This is a genomic window from Stenotrophomonas sp. JC08, assembly GCF_052180205.1.
GTDB lineage: Bacteria > Pseudomonadota > Gammaproteobacteria > Xanthomonadales > Xanthomonadaceae > Stenotrophomonas.
In genome coordinates this window covers 2,821,086-2,837,530 of record NZ_CP197473.1, presented here as the reverse complement: position 1 = coordinate 2,837,530, position 16,445 = coordinate 2,821,086, and the positions used below count along the sequence as shown (strand labels likewise).

Here is a 16,445-nt window from a genome sequence, read left to right as displayed (position 1 = left end):
GCGCAGGCACAGATCATCGTCTTCCGTAGTACAGGAAGAAGATCTCGTCGAAGCCGCCGATTTGGCGGAACGCGCTGGTCCGCACCAGCTGGCAGCAGCCATGGATCCACTCGGCGCTGACCACCTGCTCCGGCACGCGGAAACGCTCCTTCGGATCGGGCCGGAAGAAGGCGTCGCGGTGGCACATCTGCGGTACGCCGTTGTCGCGCCAGCTCTGCGGGCCGACCAGTCCGGCCTGCGGGAACTGCGCCAGGCAATCGAGCAGGCACTGCACATCGGCAGGGGCGATGCTGCAGTCGGGATTGAGCAGCAGCGCGAACGGAGTCTGGACCACCGCCATGGCCTGGTTGTTGGCCGCGCCGAAGCCGGCATTGGAGCGGCGACGGATCAGCCGCGCATGCGGAATTTGCTCACTGACGCGCGTGGCGGTGTCATCGCGGCTGGCGTTGTCGATGATGACCACATTCGGAAACCGCTCCAGCGTGCCGGCCATGGTTTCAACGAGCGGCGAGGAGTTGTAGGTGACGCAGACAACGGTCACCTCGGCGAGGGCGGGGGTGGACTTCATGGAACGACTTCGGCAAGGCAATGGCGCGATGGAACGGGCGGCCACTGGATGCGATGCCTGCGATGCAACAGACAAGGGAGCGTGCCGGTGTACGGAAGCCGGTGCCCTGACAGCCCGCGTGTTTCCACAGCAGCGGGTGCGCCATTTTAACGGCCCGGGCCGGCGCCACCGGCGGAATCGCTTGATGTTTTCTGGCGTGTTGCGCCGCGTTCAGCGTGCACGGAGGGGCGTTCCGGTCATGCCCGGGAACGGGTTCATACCGGCTGCCGGTGGCACAGCAGCCACAGCATGATGGTCTTCTGGCGGACGTAATTGGCGCTGACGAAGGCCTCGATCAGTCCCGGCCAGCCGTCCAGGAAGCCGCGCTTGAGCACATAGCTGCGGAAGAAGCGCCAGGCCGGCGCCACCACCAGCTTGCCCAGCGAGGCGCGCTTGCCGCGGCTGAATTCGTGTTCGGCCATCATCCGCGCGTATTTCTGCTTCTTGTCCAGCAACTGCAGGAAGCTGCGGTAGGGATGATGCAGCAGGTCGCCTTTGAGCAGCGCGACCGAGCCGTCCACCGACACCGCCTCGTGGATCTCGCGGTCCCCGCGCCAGCCACCATGGCGGCGATCGAACAGGCGCAGCACCCGGTCCGGATAGGCGGTGCCGTGGCGCAGGAAGCGGCCGAAGTATTCCGAACAGCGGGCGAACCGGTAGCCCTTGGCACGCGCGAAACCGGCATCGCGCTCCGCCTCGATGGCCGCACGCAGCGTCGCGTCCACCCGCTCGTCGGCATCCAGACACAGCACCCAGTCGTGGCGGGCCTGCTCCACGCAGAACGCCTTCTGGCTGCGGAAGCCGTCGAACGCGCGCTGGATGACCCGTGCCCCGGCCGCCTCGGCCACCGCCACGGTGGCGTCGGTGGAGAACGAATCCACCACCACGATCTCGTCGCAGAACGCCAGCGAGGCCAGGCAGTCGCCGATCCGGTCAGCCTCGTTGAAGGCGATGATGCAGGCCGACAGGTGTGGCCGCTGGGAGGAGGGAGCTGAGGTGGGCATGCAGCGGCAGACGCGGGGAACCGGGGGCAAGCCTAGCAGCGACGCCACTGACTGGCGATGCGATAATCCGCCGCCTCTGCCGGAATATCCAGGAGTTCTCCGCGTGCCACGCCACTATCTGCTGTACGGGTCCGAGCGCTATGCGCTGGCCATCCTCCGCCCGGTGCAGGCGGCGATCCGTGCGCGCGGCGATGAGGCGGCGTGGTTCTTCGACGGCCCCGGCGCGGAGGATCTGGCAGCCGACGAGACCCTGTTGACGGTCGAACAGGTGCGCGCGTGGAACCCGTATGCGGTGATCACCTCGTCCAACGCGGTGCCGCACTTCTTCCCCGGGGTGAAGGTCGAGACCTTCCACGGCTTCGACGCCGGCAAGCCGCGCCACATCTACATCCGCGGCTTCTTCGACCTGTACTGCACCACCGGTCCGCGCGACACCGCCGCGTTCTCGGAGCTGGCGCAGGAGACCGGACATTTCTCGGTGGTGGAAACCGGTTTTCCGAAGATCGACCCGTTCATGAGCCAGTTGCGTGACGAGCCCGAGCCGCTGCGCGAGCCACCGGTGATCCTGTATCACTCCACCTTCTCGCCGTCATGGAGCGCCGCGCCGGTTCTGTACGAGGAGATCAAGCGGCTGTCGCAGACCGGCGAATGGCGCTGGATAGTCACCTTCCATCCGAAGATGGATCCGGAAATGGTGGCCAGGTACCGCGCACTGGAAGGCCCATACCTGCGCTTTGCCGATGACGACAACATCCTGCACCTGTTCCCGCAGGTGGACATGATGTGCTCGGACACCTCCTCGGCGCTCAACGAGTTCCTGCTGACCTACAAGCCGGTGGTGACCTTCAAGAACCGCCGCCCCGGCCCGCAGCTGATCGACATCGACGATCCGGCGCACTTCGAAGGTGCCATCCGCACCGCGCTGTCGCGGCCGCCGGAGCTGATGGCCGCGGTGCGCGAGTTCGCCGACCAGTTGCACCCGTACCGTGACGGCCAGTCCAGCGAGCGCATCCTGCAGGCGATCGACGATTTCGTCGCCAAGGGCGGGCGCAACCGGAAGCCCAAGCCGCGCAACTGGTGGCGCAAGCTCAAGCTCCGCAAGCGCATCGGCTATTGGGGGCCGGCGCGGGTTTGAGGGTAAGCAACTTCGCCTTGCCACGATGCCAAGGGCGAAGTCAGGTTGTAGCGAGATGGTTGTAGCCCGTATATGGACTCCTCCCGTATATGGACTCCTCCCGTATATGGACTCCTCCCGATTGCCAAGCCGCTTTTGAGTTTTTCCGGTAGAGACTGCGAACGTATATTCGGCCTGTGAGTGAAGCCTGTGCTTCTGGCCATGATGGAGCAGTCGCCCGCGGGTGCCTCATTGGGTAAGCGGCCTTGTGGCCACCGGGCTACTCAGGCTCTTCCCGCGACGGTCTTACCGAAATTCCTCATCAACCACTGAGCAAACTCAAGGTGAAGTGACGCGTGCCCCATTCTCAGGGGCGATAGGGCTCGTTGCGTGCCAGCACCGCCCAGGCGATGCGTGCGGTCTTGTTGGCCTGGGCCACGGTGGCGGTGTTGCGGTGTTTGCGGGTCGACAGATTCACCAGCCAGCGGCTGCGATCATCGGGTTTGTTGGCGGCGGTGCGCAGTACGCTGCGTGCGCCATGCACCAGCAACTGGCGCAGATAGCTGTCACCGCGTTTGTGAATCCCCAGCAGCCGTGCCTTGCCGCCACTGGAGTGCTGCCGCGGTACCAGCCCCAGGAACGCGGCCAGTTGCCGACCATTGCGGAACTGGGTCGCATCGCCTATTGCTGCGACCAGCGCGCTGGCGGTCAACGGGCCGATGCCGGGGATCTGCATCAAGCGTTGCGTGTCCGGTTCCTGGCGCACCTGCTGCTCAATGCGGCCCGTCAGTTGCTCAACCCGCGCATCCAGCACGACCAGTTCGTCATACAGCTCGGCCAGCAGTTGGCGAAAGTCCAAGCTCAGGCCGTTCTCGGCATCTTCCAGCAACTCGGGGATTGCCTGGCGCAAGGTTCCTCGGCCGCGGCCGACCACCAACCCATACTCGGCCAGCAGCCCACGGGTCTGGTTGACCAGCGCGGTACGCTGCGCCACCCGCGCACTGCGGATCCGATGCAGGGCCTGCCGATCTTGCTGGGCGATGGTCTTGACCGTCACTGCAGGAATCTCTGGTCGGCTCATGGCTGCACAGATGGCAGCGGCATCGTTGGCGTCATTCTTCTGCCCTAGCACGAACGGCTTCACGTACTGCGGTGGCAACAACCGCACCCGATGCCCCATCGCCTGCAACTGCCGCGCCCAGTGATGAGCGCCACTGCAGGCCTCCATGCCCACCTCGCACGGCACAAGCTCACGGAAAAACGGCAACAGCTGGGTTCGGCGCAGCGGCTTGCGCACCAGCACCTTGCCCGAAAGATCCACGGCATGCACCTGGATCAGCTGCTTTGCCAGATCCAATGCAACACGATTAATCTGCATGACGGACTCCTCCTGCTGTGGGACTGGTTGATCAACACCTCCAGTCTGGCACCTCGATGCCGGATCAGTGGGAGGAGTCCATTCCATTGGGTAAGCGCAGCGCACCCGGGGAGAGGGATCAACCCGGTGACTCGGCTTCACGCCTGATACCGGATCCGGAAAAGCAGGTTTTCCGTTACCAGACTTTGGCGTGCCTCCCGGGTGCGCTTTGCTTACCCGGGCTACGGAACTGAGCGGCCGGGTTTTCAGCCGGCTGGAGGCGCGGCGTGATGGCTGCCGCTGACGCCGGCCGGGCCGTTACCAGCGCAGCTTGCGCCGGGCCATTTCCCGGCCCAGTTGCTCCATCAGCTCCCGCGCCCGTTGTTCGTCCAGGAACCGCAGCTGCAGCGGCGGTGCGCCGAATGCGCCGGCCGTGTCCAGGGTGAGCGTGGCGGTGCCGAACGCGCGGTCCAGCGGTGAGCGCTCCAGCCGCAGCGCCTGCAGCTTGTCCAGTTCGGCGATGCGCCACCAGCGGTTCCACCAGCCGCCGCGCACGGCGACACGCTGCGCGTCGACGCTGTAACCCATGCGGCTGACCTGGCGGTGGGCCTTGAACGCCGACCACGGCAGCCACAGCAGCGGCAGCAGCGGCAGCAGCCCCGGCGCGCCGGTCTGATGGGTGAGCACCGCGGTCAATGCGGCCACCGGCAGCAGCACCGGCAGGCACAGCCGCCACCAGCCGCGCGTGGAAACCGCGTGCCAGTGCGCTGGCGGCCATTGGATCTGCGGCAGCAGCTGCTGCAACAGGCCATCGCAGGTGTCCGGCGGCGCCAGCGGTGCCAGTTCCTTCAGCGCCCGGCCGTCCTTCTCGCCGGCCCCGCCGGCGGCGATATCCACCCGCAGCTGGCGGCGCCTGAACAACCGGTGCAGCGCACCTTCGCGCAGGGTCCAGGCCTGGATGCGGCGACGGGCGACGCTGCTGCGCAGGCGGGTCAGCAGTCCGCGTTCGACGGTCAGCCGGCGGTCGGCCTCGGTCAGGCGGAAACCGTGGTACTGCATGATCGCCAGCCCGATCGACATCGCCCACATCAGCAGTAGCGCGGCGACCAGCAGCATGGCCGCGCCAGCGACCACGGTGCCGGTGCCCAGCTGCAGCTGGCTGGCATAGCCGAACACCTGACGGCCCTGCTGGGTGATGGCCTCCTCCATGGCACGGCGCGGAAACAGCTGGTAGGCGGCACCGACCGCCGCGGCCAGCACCACCAGCGCGCGGTTGGAGATCAGGCCCTGTCGCACCAGTTCCGGCAGTGGCAGGGTGAGCAGCACGTCCGTGGCCGGTTCCTGCGCCTCCGCGCCGGGCGCGGCCTTGCCGCGATGGCGGATCAGGTGTTCCAGTTCCAGCGCCTGCTCCAGTTTGAGCACGCGCATCTGCGCTTCGGGTTTGTCGCCGGCGGCCGACTCCAGCCGCAGCTCGGCCACGCCGAACAGGCGGTGCAGCAGGTTCTGGTGCACCACCACGTTGTGGATGCGGGCGAAGGGAATCTCGCGGCGGGTACGTTCGAAGATGCCGCTGCGGATGCTCAGGGTGTCGGTACCGATGCGGTAGCGGTAGCTCCAGTAGCGGGCCAGCGCCGAGCCCAGCACGGCAGCGAACACCGCCGCGATGATCCAGTGCTGGTAGGGCAGGCCGTCCTCATTGCTGCGGCGGCCGAACACCAGCAGTGCCACCAGCGGTACCAGCAGCTGCTGGATCTGCTGCTGCAGCGCGAACAGCCACGACCACGGATGCAGCCGGCGTTCTTCAGCGTCCATGGGCGCCTGACTCACAGCGCGTCGTCATCGTGATTGAGCTGGCGCGCCAGGCGATCACGCAGGCGCTCGGCATCGGCCTGGTCCAGCCCGGTGATGGCGACGGTGTTCAGGCGGGTGCCGGCGGTATGTACGGTCAGGGTGGCCAGGCTGGCGGCGCGCTCCAGCGGGCCGCGGCGCAGGTCCAGGTGCTGCACGCGCGAGACCGGCACATGGCTTTCGCTCTGCCACAGGTGGCCGCGGCGTACGCCCAGTGCCTGCTCATCCAGCCGCCAGAAGGTGCGGCGGTGCCGGCGCCAGCCGAACACGCTGCCCGCCAGCAGGCCGATGACCAGACCGGAGACGGCGATCGGCATCCAGTGTGGACTGCGCAGTACCAGCGCCAGAACGCCGGGTGCCAGCGTGAGGATGATCGCGCTGGTCAGTCCGGCGCCGATCGCGGCGAACAGGGCGCCGCGCGGCGGCAGCGGCTGCCAGTCACCATCGTGGACAGGGGGATCGGGAGGGAGCGCGGGAGGTTGGATCGACACGCGGAGGATTCCGGCGACAAGGCAGCGGCGAGCCTAGCATCCGCCCGCAGGTCTGTGAGATGGGGCTACTGCGCGGCCATGATCAGGGCGTCGACATCGAGCTGATGCCCGGCCCGCTCGGCCTTGGTGCGCAGGTACTGCTCGTTCTCGAGGGTGATCTGGCCGGTTACCGGTACGCAGCCGACCACTTCGATCCCGGCATTGCGCAGGTGCTGCACCTTGGTGGGGTTGTTGGTCAGCAGCTGGACGCGCTGCACGCCCAGTCCGCGCAGCATCGCCACGGCGCTGCCGTAGCGGCGCTCGTCGGCACCGAAGCCCAGTTGCGCATCGGCGTCGATGGTGTCCAGGCCCTCGTGCTGGTAGCCGTAGGCGCGCATCTTGGCGGCGATGCCGGTGCCGCGGCCTTCCTGGTCCAGATACAGCAGGATGCCGCCGCCCAGTTCCTTGAGCGTGTGCAGGCCGCGTCGCAGCTGGTCGCCGCAATCACATTTGAGCGAGCCGAACAGGTCGCCGGTCAGGCAGGACGAATGCACCCGCACCGGCACGATGCCGTCCAGGTCCGGCGTGCCGACGATCACCGCGACCTGGTCGCGCTGGGCCACGCCGCCGCGGAACACGGCGAACTCGCTCATGCCGATATCCCGCAGCGGTACCGGCGAGCGGATCACCAGTTCGTAGTCCTGGCCGGCCTCGGCGGCACCGGCGGCAAGGTCGGACAGCTCCAGCGACAGGCAGCCGGCAAACGAAGGATTGCCGGCAGGCAGCTCCACCGCCACCAGCGCCGGCAGCAGCAGGCCCAGTCGCGCCAGCTCGACGGCGGCGGCATCGCCGGCATCGCCTTCGGCGAACGGGCCGGGAGGTGGCGTGGCATCACGCAGGTAGGCCAGCGCCGGCAGGCTGTCCAGGGCCAGGCCGGCCAGCGGAATGCGGATGCCATGGGGGCTGGTGATGCCCAGGGTCTGTGCGCGGTGGGCGCTGAGGAACAGGTAGTGCTGCTGTCCGGCGGCTTCGGCGAAGGCGTTGAAGCTGGCCGGGGTCGTGCTGTCCAGCGCAAGGATGGCGCGCTGGCGGTTGCCGTCGACCAGGACCAGGGGCCGTCCTGCGCGCAGCTCCGCGGCGGCACGCTCGCTGCGGATGGCGGCGGTTTCGGCAAAGCCCGGGGCAAGGGTCGAAGTGGAGGAAGAGGCGCTCATCGGAAACCAGATGGGGGTCGTCGCGCGGGATTCAATCGCGGCAGGCGGGTGAGGCAGCGTTGCACGCAGCGGATCAGTGCGGGTGCCGGGCGGTGGCGTAGGGGTCTGTTTCCCCGCTGCCCGGCGGGCGCAGGGTGTAGCGTTTATAGGTCCACTGGTACTGCGCCGGGTCGCGGCGGGCGATGCGTTCGATGCCGGCGCTGAGCGTGGCCACGGCGGTCGCCAGGTCCGGGTCGGCGATGCCGGCCTCGGCCGGCTGCACGTGCAGGGCGAATTCCAGGTCCGGGCCGATCCGCTCGCACCAGGCAAACAGCACCGTGGCACCGGTGCGCTGGGCCAGCCGGTTAACCAGGGTCATGGTCAAGGCCTGGATGCCGAAGAACGGCACGAACACGCCATCGCCGTTCTTGGGCTGCTGGTCGGGCAGGATCGCGACCGAACCGCCGTCCTTGAGCACCTTGAACAGCTGCCGCACCGCCGGGCCTTCGGCGCGCACCTGGCGCACGTTGTCGCCGCTGCGCACCCGCTGCAGGAAGGCGTCGCCGGCCGGGTTGTCCGGCGGGGCGTAGACGAACGCGAACGGGCCGCGCGAGGCCAGCCACTGGTTCAGCAGCTCCCAGTTGCCGTAGTGCGGGGCGACCACGATCACGCCCTTGCCGGCGGCCAGCGCCGCGTCGTACAGATCCTGCCCATGCCGCTGGCGCAGGTGGCGTTGCAGGTTGCGGGCCGGGTCGCGGGTCCACAGGTACAGGGTTTCCAGTGCCTGCCGGGCGGTGGTGCGCAGGATCTCGCGGTGCAGGCGCTGGCGTTCGGCGGCCGGCATCCCGGGGTAGGCCAGTTCGAGGTTGCGGCGGGTCACGCGGCTTTCGCGTGCATCGATCCGTCCCCACACCCAGGCCAGGCCATCGGCCAGCGCACGCAGCCACGGCCACGGCAGACGGGTCAGGACGAGGGCCAGTCGGTAATAGAGGTTGGCGGCGGTTTCGGGTTTCATCCGGGCGAGTTTAGCGGTTGCTGGGGGGTGTTAAGGTTTGTGACCCTATAGCAGGAAGTTGCCATGCTTTGTCTGATCCAGCGTGTCACCCGGGCGTCGGTCACGGTCGAAGGGGACGTTGTCGGCGAAATCGGTGAGGGCCTGCTGGCGCTGGTAGGGGTGGAGCCCGGCGATGGTGACGCGGCGCTGTCGCGGATGGCCGAGCGCCTGCTCGGTTACCGGGTGTTTGCCGACGATGCCGGCAAGATGAACCTCTCTTTGCGCAATACCGGCGGCGGACTGCTGCTGGTGAGCCAGTTCACGCTGGCCGCCGACACCCGTTCGGGCATGCGTCCGGGCTTCAGCACCGCGGCGCCGCCGGACGAAGCTGAACCGGCTTTCAACCAGCTGGTCGCCATCTGCCGTGAAAAACACGCCGGAAGGGTGGAAACCGGCCGCTTCGGTGCCCATATGGTAATCAGCCTGGTCAATGACGGGCCCGTGACCTTCCTGCTCAGATCCTGACGCGCCGTGAAACCACCGCCCGGCAAGCGTTATGCTGCGCTGGTATAATAGTAGGTTCTCTTCATTTCCCCGCCGGTGGCGCGAGTACTAGATGGCCAACGAACGTCCTGCCCAGCAAAACGACATCAAGCTTCTGATCAGCAAGGGCCTGGAACAGGGCTACCTGACCTACGCCGAAGTCAACGACCACCTGCCCGACGACATGGTCGATCCGGAGCAGATCGAGGACATCATCGCCCTGATCACCGGCATGGGCATTGATGTCCATGAAGTTGCCCCCGACGCCGACACGCTGGCGTTGAGTGATGGCAACACCGGCAACCGTGAAGTCGACGATACCGCGGCCGAAGAAGCCGCCGCCGCGCTGACCGCACTCGATACCGAAGGTGGCCGCACCACCGACCCGGTGCGCATGTACATGCGCGAGATGGGTACGGTCGAGCTGCTGACCCGCGAAGGCGAAATCGCCATCGCCAAGCGTATCGAGGAAGGCCTGGGCCAGGTGCAGGCTGCACTGGGCACCTTCCCGCTGGCCGTGGAAGCGGTGCTGGCCGATTACGAGCTGCACAAGGAAGGCAAGAAGCGCCTGGCGGAAATCATTGTCGGTTTCAATGATTTTGCCGAAGAGGAGCCGGCGCCCCCGGCACCGGCGGCCGAGGCCGAAGAGGCCGACAGCGATACCGAGGCGGACGAGGAAGACGACGACGTCGCCGAAGAGGAAGCCGGCCCGACCGGTCCGGACCCGGCCGAGGTCGAGCGTCGCATGGACCTGCTGGCCAGTGACCTGGTCAAGTTCAAGAAGGCCCACGCCAAGGGCGACGACAAGGCCCGTACCAAGCTGCGTGACGAGCTGTCGGCCACCTTCGTCACCCTGAAGCTGCCGCTGCCGCTGACCGACGTACTGGTCAAGCAGCTGCGTGACGTGATGGGCTCGATCAAGGCCCAGGAACGCCGCGTGCTGCACCTGGCCACGATCACCGCACGGATGCCGCGCAAGGACTTCATCCGCTCCTGGGAAGGCAACCAGACCAACCTGGAATGGGTGGAAGACGCACTGAAGCGCAAGCAGAAGTGGTCCTCGGCATTGCGCGAGGTGAAGGACCAGATCATCGCCGAGCAGCAGGCCACCCAGGACGTCGAGAAGAGCACCTCGCTGTCGCTGGAAGAGCTGAAGGAAATGAGCCGCGTGATGGCCTATGGCGAGGCCCGTGCCCGCAAGGCCAAGAAGGAGATGGTCGAGGCCAACCTGCGCCTGGTGATCTCCATCGCCAAGAAGTACACCAACCGCGGCCTGCAGTTCCTTGACCTGATCCAGGAAGGCAACATCGGCCTGATGAAGGCCGTGGACAAGTTCGAGTACCGTCGCGGCTACAAGTTCTCCACGTATGCGACCTGGTGGATCCGCCAGGCCATCACCCGTTCGATCGCCGACCAGGCGCGCACCATCCGCATCCCGGTGCACATGATCGAAACGATCAACAAGTTGAACCGCATTTCCCGCCAGATGCTGCAGCAGTTCGGCCGTGAGGCGACGCCGGAAGAGCTGGCCAAGGAAATGGACATGCCCGAAGACAAGGTCCGCAAGGTGATGAAAATCGCCAAGGAGCCGATCTCGATGGAAACCCCGATCGGCGACGACGAGGATTCGCATCTGGGCGATTTCATCGAAGACACCAATGTGGAGTCTCCGGTGGATACCACGGTCAACATCAACCTGTCCGAGACCGTGCGTGATGTGCTCGGCGGCCTGACCCCGCGCGAAGCCAAGGTGCTGCGTATGCGCTTCGGCATCGACATGAACACCGACCACACGCTGGAAGAAGTGGGCAAGCAGTTCGATGTCACCCGCGAGCGCATCCGCCAGATCGAAGCCAAGGCGCTGCGCAAGCTGCGTCACCCGAGCCGCTCCGAACAGCTGCGCAGCTTCCTGGATATCGATTGATCGCAGGGATCATCGGGTCGTAGAAGTTTGCAAAGAAGAACCCCGCCTTGGCGGGGTTCTTCTTTTCCGGCTGCCGGGCATCGGAGATGTTGCCGGTGATGCTGCTGCGTGGCCTTTCGGACAGTGGCTTTGTCGTGCCTGCAGCAGGCGTGGGGCTGTCTATTTCTCCCGTCCAATGCCTCTGGACATCCTCGTTTCGGAAGAAGTTGTGCCCGGTATTTTCCGGGCCGCATGTCATGCCAAAGGCCTGTCTGTTGATGGCAAAAACGCCTGCAATCCAGCAGGAAATATCGCTTCCACCATGGCCGTTGTGCGCCCGCTCCACTACACTGTGCCGTCGCTGCGGGCCTATAGCTCAACGGTTAGAGCAGAGGACTCATAATCCTTTGGTTCCAGGTTCGAATCCTGGTGGGCCCACCATGGAAATCAATGCGTTGCGGTGTTTGTTCTGGAACGCATAGTTTGGCCGGAATGGCCAGACTATCATTTGCGTAAAGCACAGTCGGTCCGGCTCGGTGTCGGGGGTTTGGCGGGTTCCGAGCCAAGGGCAGCAGACAAGGCCGGTATCCAGAACTGCTGGATCGCTTGCCGAAGTACCTCCTTCGGGAGGCCGGTTTCCCTGATCAGTTCGGCCAGCAGCCCTTTCCGGGACAGGGGCTTCGTCTGCCGTTGATGCCAGGTCTGGATGCCGTTGAAGGTGGCCTCCCGCGCCTGGGCCCTCTTGCGATTGCGCTCTGCAGCAAGATGCGCATTCCAGTTCAAGGCAAGCCGACGGACGAGGTCCGGGTAGTGATAGCGCATTGCGCCTACCGTTGTCTCAGAATCTCGTGAGATTTGCTCAAGGGAGCGGGGAGCGCCAGTCGCTAGTGCCTCCATCAGCGTTTTGCCAAGCGCTTCGACTTTCACCTTCGGCCCTCGCTTGCCTGGCTCCATAGGGGCTGGCAGTGGTTGTTCGGCAGCGAAGCCAAACGACTGAACAGTTGGGGTGCCGCCGTCGAGAAGCTCGCTGATGGGCATTTCGAGCAGATAGGCGATTCGGCGCGCTGTTGGCAGTGTGATCGGTTCATCCGGGTTCGCGTAGCGGAGGCAGTCGTCTCGCGGAAGCTTCTTCCAGAGGTCCTGCTCCCTCTGGCTAGCCCATGCTTCATTGAATATCTGATCGATGAAGCGATTGGCGGCACCGATCGGGAACGGGATGTGGCGATGGGCGAGGTCTCCAACAAATCTGACCAGATCAGGTGCAGCAGCTGTCGAGACGGTAAGAACGACATCGTCAGCGGTCACCCGGTCCAACGGCGCGTCACAATGCTGGCAAACGTTGATCGCTAGCCAGCGATTCATCGGCCGAGCAAACCTCTGACAATGAGGGCACGTGTTCCTTAGCCGGAGGCGGTGTATCGCGCAAGCCTCTGCGCCTTCAAGGAGCCATGAGAGTTTCAGGTACGCCGCGCCGTGAATGACCGTTTGCTCGGACAGGCATGCAGGACACCATCTGATCGTCGGGGAATAAGTGTAGGTTGATCGCTTGATCGCGGGATAGAGAAACAGAAAGGTCCCTTGGATCAACGTTCCGAGCGGCTCCAGAACGTGCCGGGTCGCGCTCTCCAATACCCTCCGCGTAGTCGTGTTCGGACGTACCAGGCCTGCAAACGGCTGAGAGTGGATTCCTGCCGCCAGGTCGACTTCCGAGTTTCCTGTGTTCGCTAGTAGCAGACGCATCAGATGGCCCGTAGTGATGCCGTGTGCGGAAGCCAGGCGAATCAGATAAGAGGGCAGTGCTTCGACATCGGCTGATCCAGTGCCCAGCATCCGAAGCGGCAGCAAGTGGCCCATCAGGCCCTTCCGCCCGCCGGACTGCGTCGAGAATTGCGCTGGAATGGCCGCCCATTCTTCTGGTGGCTGCTCTTGCTCTCCTTGTTCACTTTCTGAGGCGGGAGCTGCGTTTGGTTGTTCTCGTGGAACCGCTTCATAGCCGCTTCTCCCAACAGTATTTCGTCGAGCAACTTGCATTCCTGGACTGTGGGGAGGCGCTCCGCCAGCAGCGCTTCCAGCGTCAGAGCGTTGACGCCTTCACTCAGCATCGATGCGAGGCAAGAACGAAGCCATCTGGAAAGCAGGCCAACACAGCCCAGTGAACCTTCAAAGAGCAGAATGTTCCATGTGCTGAGAGAAACTTTCTCGTCGAACCTGAGAAGCTTGCTGAACTCCCTGAGCACTTGCTCCCAACTGTTTACGTCGGAAGGGTTGACTCTGTATCGGCCAAAGTCCAGCGGACTTTGGCGGCCTACCATGTGGGGTGCCAGGGCCAGAAGTGGGAGTAACTTGTACGAGCCAGACAAAACCAGCTTGACCTTGGTCTTGTTAGCAAGGCACTTCCATGAATCAAGAACGCGTGCAGCCGCAGCGTCGCCACCGGGGACATATTTGACGTGATGTGCCTCATCGATGATCAGGTACTCGGTTTGCCTCAGCTCCAAAGCACGTTCGAAAGCTTGGCGCAATGTGGCTTCCGAGGTCTTGTGCAGGAGTTGATCCAGTTTGAATCCCCAGAGATCATCCTCGGCGGGCTCGCCATAGATTGGATGATGGATGGCCTTCAGACAGGAGATCATGAAATCCTTCGTGGAGAACTCGCCGTTTTTTGCGGAGTTCTCCGCATCGACCATGACAGCGCTCATCACAAGCTTGGAATCTGGCTTGTTGTCTTCCGATATCGATAGGGCGTCGCATATGCAACGCGACTTCCCGACACGAGGAGGCCCAACCAGCACCATCAACTCGCCGGGCAGAATGGCGCGCAGTCTCGCAACGATCGTCTTTCGAACAGTGACGTAGCGCTTGTGCTCGACTTTCGATATCTGTATTTGATCAATGGCGTCGCGTATCCAGCATCCCGGGCTCACCATTGATGAGTCTCCAGCCTCTCGAGCTGACTTGACGCGGCGGCAGAGAACAGCTCCTCGAGTTCAGTGTTGGCGGCGGGAACTGCGTGGCTGGGGGGCGGTGAGGTCATGTTGGCGGAAGAAGTATCGCCATTACCGGACTGTCTGGACAGGATTGCGCGGACCAGATTCCTGTCGGCATCGTTCTTGGCCGCGTCACGTGCCTTGCCACCGTCGTGTACCAGGACCCCTTCCACGGCCTGTTTCAAGTGCGTCTGCGTCATGTATGTCGGAGACCGTGAAGCAAGACACGTGATCCAGCTTCCCTCAACCAGTGCGTAGACGCGGTATGGATCTTCCGGATCGATCCTGACGTTGACCGAGCCGCGCCCGACAAGCAAGGAGAGCTTCGGGTTCCAGTAGTGGAAGGCGCCAATGTGGAGCCCGCGCTGCCGATCAAGCGCGTACTTTCCGTCGTCGACGGCCGAAGCGATGATGAAAGTGTCGTCGTAGGGGAGCTTCCTGCCAGAGCATGCGAAGCTTCCGAGGCCACGCTGCATAAGTACGCTCGGCGAGGCAAGGCTGGATTCAGTTGCGTAGCTGTCGAGCCACTGATTGAAGGTCAGAAGGTCGTCCCACAGATCGAGCAGCGAAAGGCAGGCGAGCTTTTCGGGACGGTGACTTCCCGAGACGCTGCGGATTTCCTTGACCGACACCTTGTTTCCTGGCCGCAACGACAGCCACAGGTCTTTGAATTGGCCAAAGAAGCGCTCTGCTTCGCTACCGAACCGTGGATGCCCCGATGGACGGAACATCAGATTGACGCGGCAGTGGGCGAGAAGACTCGAAAAATAGACGGATTCGAACTCGGCGCCGTGATCCACGATGATCGTTTCAGGCAGTCGACCATGCAGTCGCAAGCACTGTCGGATGATCAGCGCGCAGTTGCGACGGCTCGGCGGCTTCAGCGTGATCCAGAACGCGAGAATCGACTTCGTGTAACAGTCACGTAGAACGGTCAGCCATGGCTGCATGGCATAGGTCATGCCATTTGCATCCAGAACTTCACAGTACAAATCGGTGAGATAGTGGTCGCAAGTAGCCAGTTCGAAGGGCCTGCTGGGGAGCAGTGCACGTTCGTGGACATCGGTCGCTTCCTGGGCGGCGTTCGCGGCGCGCTTTCCACCACGACCCAGCGCCAATGCATCTCTGACTAAGTCCAGGATTCTGCAGAATGCGGGTTTGGAAATATGCTTGTAATGCGGGTGGAAATCCTCGGCAGCGGTCTTGTACAGGCGGTAAAGGGCGCTGGGCGTTGGGCGATTATCGGAAGGCCAATGTGTTCGGATCACGTCCTCGGCGAATGCGAGCACGATTTCTGGGCGCTTTGGATTCCGATTCCCAGACAAGTGGTACTTGGGCGTGACGGCCACGACTGGCGACAGACCGATGGCTTCACCTTCCAGCACTCTTTGCCGCCAACGCCTCGCACTTCGGCCCCTGGCTCCATTGCCAAGCGCTTCAAGGTTGGCTAAACCAAGTTTCAGGTGCCGGGCCAAGGGCAAGCCTTTGCGGCATGCATGTCCCTCCAGGTCGCCCGCAGGATCGCGAGCCATTTGCTCCCACTCATGGAGTACGGCTTCATGCAACAAGGATGGATCAGCAGTGATGAAGCAAGCGTCGGGTTGGGTCAACGAGAAGCGAGAGAGCTCGGTAAAGATCTGTCGTTTTGCAAGCAGTACAAGCAGAGGCGACAGATCCACCAGTCCGAGCGATTTTGCCAGCGATGCCAGTGACATCATGCCCGCTTCCCGCAGATGGGATAGGCATGAGTCTGTGAGGGCTGCATCTGGGCACGGTTCGTCGAGGGACTGGAGGAGCAAGGCAATGTTTGCTGTTCGAAGCTTGCTCAGTTGCGAGATGCAAACGACCTTGTGCGGAAGCCCCAGTGTTGAAAGGCCTCGCTCCGCAGCAAGATCACGATAGTTGTCGCCTTCAATGATCCAGTCTGGTGACTTCTCCGCCAGCTTTTTTAGTTTGTCTTCTGGCTTGATCTGTACGACACAAGGGCCCTCCTTGTGGAGGACGATAAAATCCGGCCTATAGGCGATGAGCCGGCTCGTACCGGACTTCAGGACACGATGACAATCCACAGCAGGTGGCTGCTCATAGAAGCCGATCACATCAGGGTCGTGATCCAGATGAACAGCGAAGGCCAGCTCGCCCGTCCGGCTTTCCGTGTTCACGGCTGTTCCCATTTTGGGCGACTGATACTCGGTCTTGATGCTGGCGTAGCCGCTGGTGCCAACATTTCTTGACAGCCCCCTCGATGCACTGCGCAGATAGTCTGCTGCCACTGGCGGCAGATCGTGGCTCACGATGTATGACTCGATATCCAAATTGGAGAATGACATCTCTTCCCCGGCATCCGTAAAGTTTGGCCCGTGGCGCGTTCCCGTTCGGCATCCCGGGAGGATGCTGTCTTTCGGACAGCACAAAACCTCCCGAA

13 protein-coding genes and 1 tRNA gene are annotated in these 16,445 nt (G+C 63.8%); 4 read left to right on the top strand and 10 right to left on the bottom strand.

Annotated features, from left to right (window positions below; genetic code table 11):
• Nucleotides 1–13: 13 nt before the first annotated feature.
• A complete protein-coding gene (locus ACSBPQ_RS12995; protein ID WP_442682528.1) occupies nucleotides 14–568 on the bottom strand; it encodes a glycosyltransferase in 555 nt (184 codons plus the stop codon).
• Nucleotides 569–822: 254 nt separating this feature from the next.
• The gene (locus ACSBPQ_RS12990; RefSeq protein ID WP_442682527.1) at nucleotides 823–1,611 is read right to left on the bottom strand and encodes a glycosyltransferase family 2 protein; all 789 of its coding nucleotides are present in this window, start codon (nucleotides 1,609–1,611) and stop codon (nucleotides 823–825) included.
• Between the two features lie 103 nt (nucleotides 1,612–1,714).
• Between ACSBPQ_RS12990 and ACSBPQ_RS12985 the strand changes: the two genes are divergently transcribed.
• Nucleotides 1,715–2,746 carry a CDP-glycerol glycerophosphotransferase family protein gene (locus ACSBPQ_RS12985; protein ID WP_442682526.1) on the top strand — a complete coding sequence of 344 codons (1,032 nt, stop codon included), beginning with the start codon at nucleotides 1,715–1,717 and terminating at the stop codon, nucleotides 2,744–2,746.
• Between the two features lie 346 nt (nucleotides 2,747–3,092).
• On the opposite strand, the gene ACSBPQ_RS12980 is transcribed toward ACSBPQ_RS12985, so the two are convergent.
• The 5 genes from ACSBPQ_RS12980 to ACSBPQ_RS12960 all read right to left on the bottom strand — a co-directional run bounded on the left by ACSBPQ_RS12980 (nucleotide 3,093) and on the right by ACSBPQ_RS12960 (nucleotide 8,608).
• Nucleotides 3,093–4,103 carry an IS110 family transposase gene (locus ACSBPQ_RS12980; protein ID WP_442682525.1) on the bottom strand — a complete coding sequence of 337 codons (1,011 nt, stop codon included), beginning with the start codon at nucleotides 4,101–4,103 and terminating at the stop codon, nucleotides 3,093–3,095.
• A gap of 297 nt (nucleotides 4,104–4,400) precedes the next feature.
• The gene (locus ACSBPQ_RS12975) at nucleotides 4,401–5,894 is read right to left on the bottom strand and encodes a PH domain-containing protein (protein WP_442682524.1); all 1,494 of its coding nucleotides are present in this window, start codon (nucleotides 5,892–5,894) and stop codon (nucleotides 4,401–4,403) included.
• 11 nt (nucleotides 5,895–5,905) lie between these two features.
• Nucleotides 5,906–6,421 (bottom strand): PH domain-containing protein, encoded by a 516-nt coding sequence (locus ACSBPQ_RS12970; protein WP_442682523.1) that lies wholly within the window; start codon nucleotides 6,419–6,421, stop codon nucleotides 5,906–5,908.
• Nucleotides 6,422–6,486: 65 nt separating this feature from the next.
• Nucleotides 6,487–7,614: a GTP cyclohydrolase II RibA gene (ribA, locus tag ACSBPQ_RS12965; protein ID WP_442682522.1), complete on the bottom strand. Its 1,128-nt coding sequence runs from the start codon at nucleotides 7,612–7,614 to the stop codon at nucleotides 6,487–6,489.
• 73 nt (nucleotides 7,615–7,687) lie between these two features.
• On the bottom strand, nucleotides 7,688–8,608 hold the full coding sequence (locus ACSBPQ_RS12960) for a lauroyl acyltransferase (RefSeq protein WP_442682521.1): 921 nt from the start codon (nucleotides 8,606–8,608) through the stop codon (nucleotides 7,688–7,690).
• 63 nt (nucleotides 8,609–8,671) lie between these two features.
• Between ACSBPQ_RS12960 and dtd the strand changes: the two genes are divergently transcribed.
• The 3 genes from dtd (at nucleotide 8,672) to ACSBPQ_RS12945 (ending at nucleotide 11,474) form a co-directional block, all read left to right on the top strand.
• Complete coding sequence (gene dtd, locus ACSBPQ_RS12955) at nucleotides 8,672–9,112, top strand: D-aminoacyl-tRNA deacylase (RefSeq protein WP_442682520.1); 441 nt, start codon at nucleotides 8,672–8,674, stop codon at nucleotides 9,110–9,112.
• 91 nt (nucleotides 9,113–9,203) lie between these two features.
• Nucleotides 9,204–11,054, top strand: a complete 1,851-nt coding sequence (gene rpoD / locus ACSBPQ_RS12950; RefSeq protein ID WP_442682519.1) for an RNA polymerase sigma factor RpoD — start codon at nucleotides 9,204–9,206, stop codon at nucleotides 11,052–11,054.
• A gap of 344 nt (nucleotides 11,055–11,398) precedes the next feature.
• A tRNA-Ile gene (locus ACSBPQ_RS12945) sits at nucleotides 11,399–11,474 on the top strand.
• 63 nt (nucleotides 11,475–11,537) lie between these two features.
• Here the strand turns inward: ACSBPQ_RS12945 and ACSBPQ_RS12940 are convergent.
• The 3 genes from ACSBPQ_RS12940 to ACSBPQ_RS12930 are packed head-to-tail and all read right to left on the bottom strand — an operon-like array spanning nucleotide 11,538 to nucleotide 16,314.
• The gene (locus ACSBPQ_RS12940; protein ID WP_442682518.1) at nucleotides 11,538–12,887 is read right to left on the bottom strand and encodes a TniQ family protein; all 1,350 of its coding nucleotides are present in this window, start codon (nucleotides 12,885–12,887) and stop codon (nucleotides 11,538–11,540) included.
• Nucleotides 12,887–13,960 carry an AAA family ATPase gene (locus ACSBPQ_RS12935; protein WP_414547117.1) on the bottom strand — a complete coding sequence of 358 codons (1,074 nt, stop codon included), beginning with the start codon at nucleotides 13,958–13,960 and terminating at the stop codon, nucleotides 12,887–12,889. The genes ACSBPQ_RS12940 and ACSBPQ_RS12935 overlap by 1 nt, the downstream gene beginning before the upstream one ends.
• Nucleotides 13,954–16,314: a Mu transposase C-terminal domain-containing protein gene (locus tag ACSBPQ_RS12930; protein ID WP_442682517.1), complete on the bottom strand. Its 2,361-nt coding sequence runs from the start codon at nucleotides 16,312–16,314 to the stop codon at nucleotides 13,954–13,956. The genes ACSBPQ_RS12935 and ACSBPQ_RS12930 overlap by 7 nt, the downstream gene beginning before the upstream one ends.
• Nucleotides 16,315–16,445 lie beyond the last annotated feature (131 nt).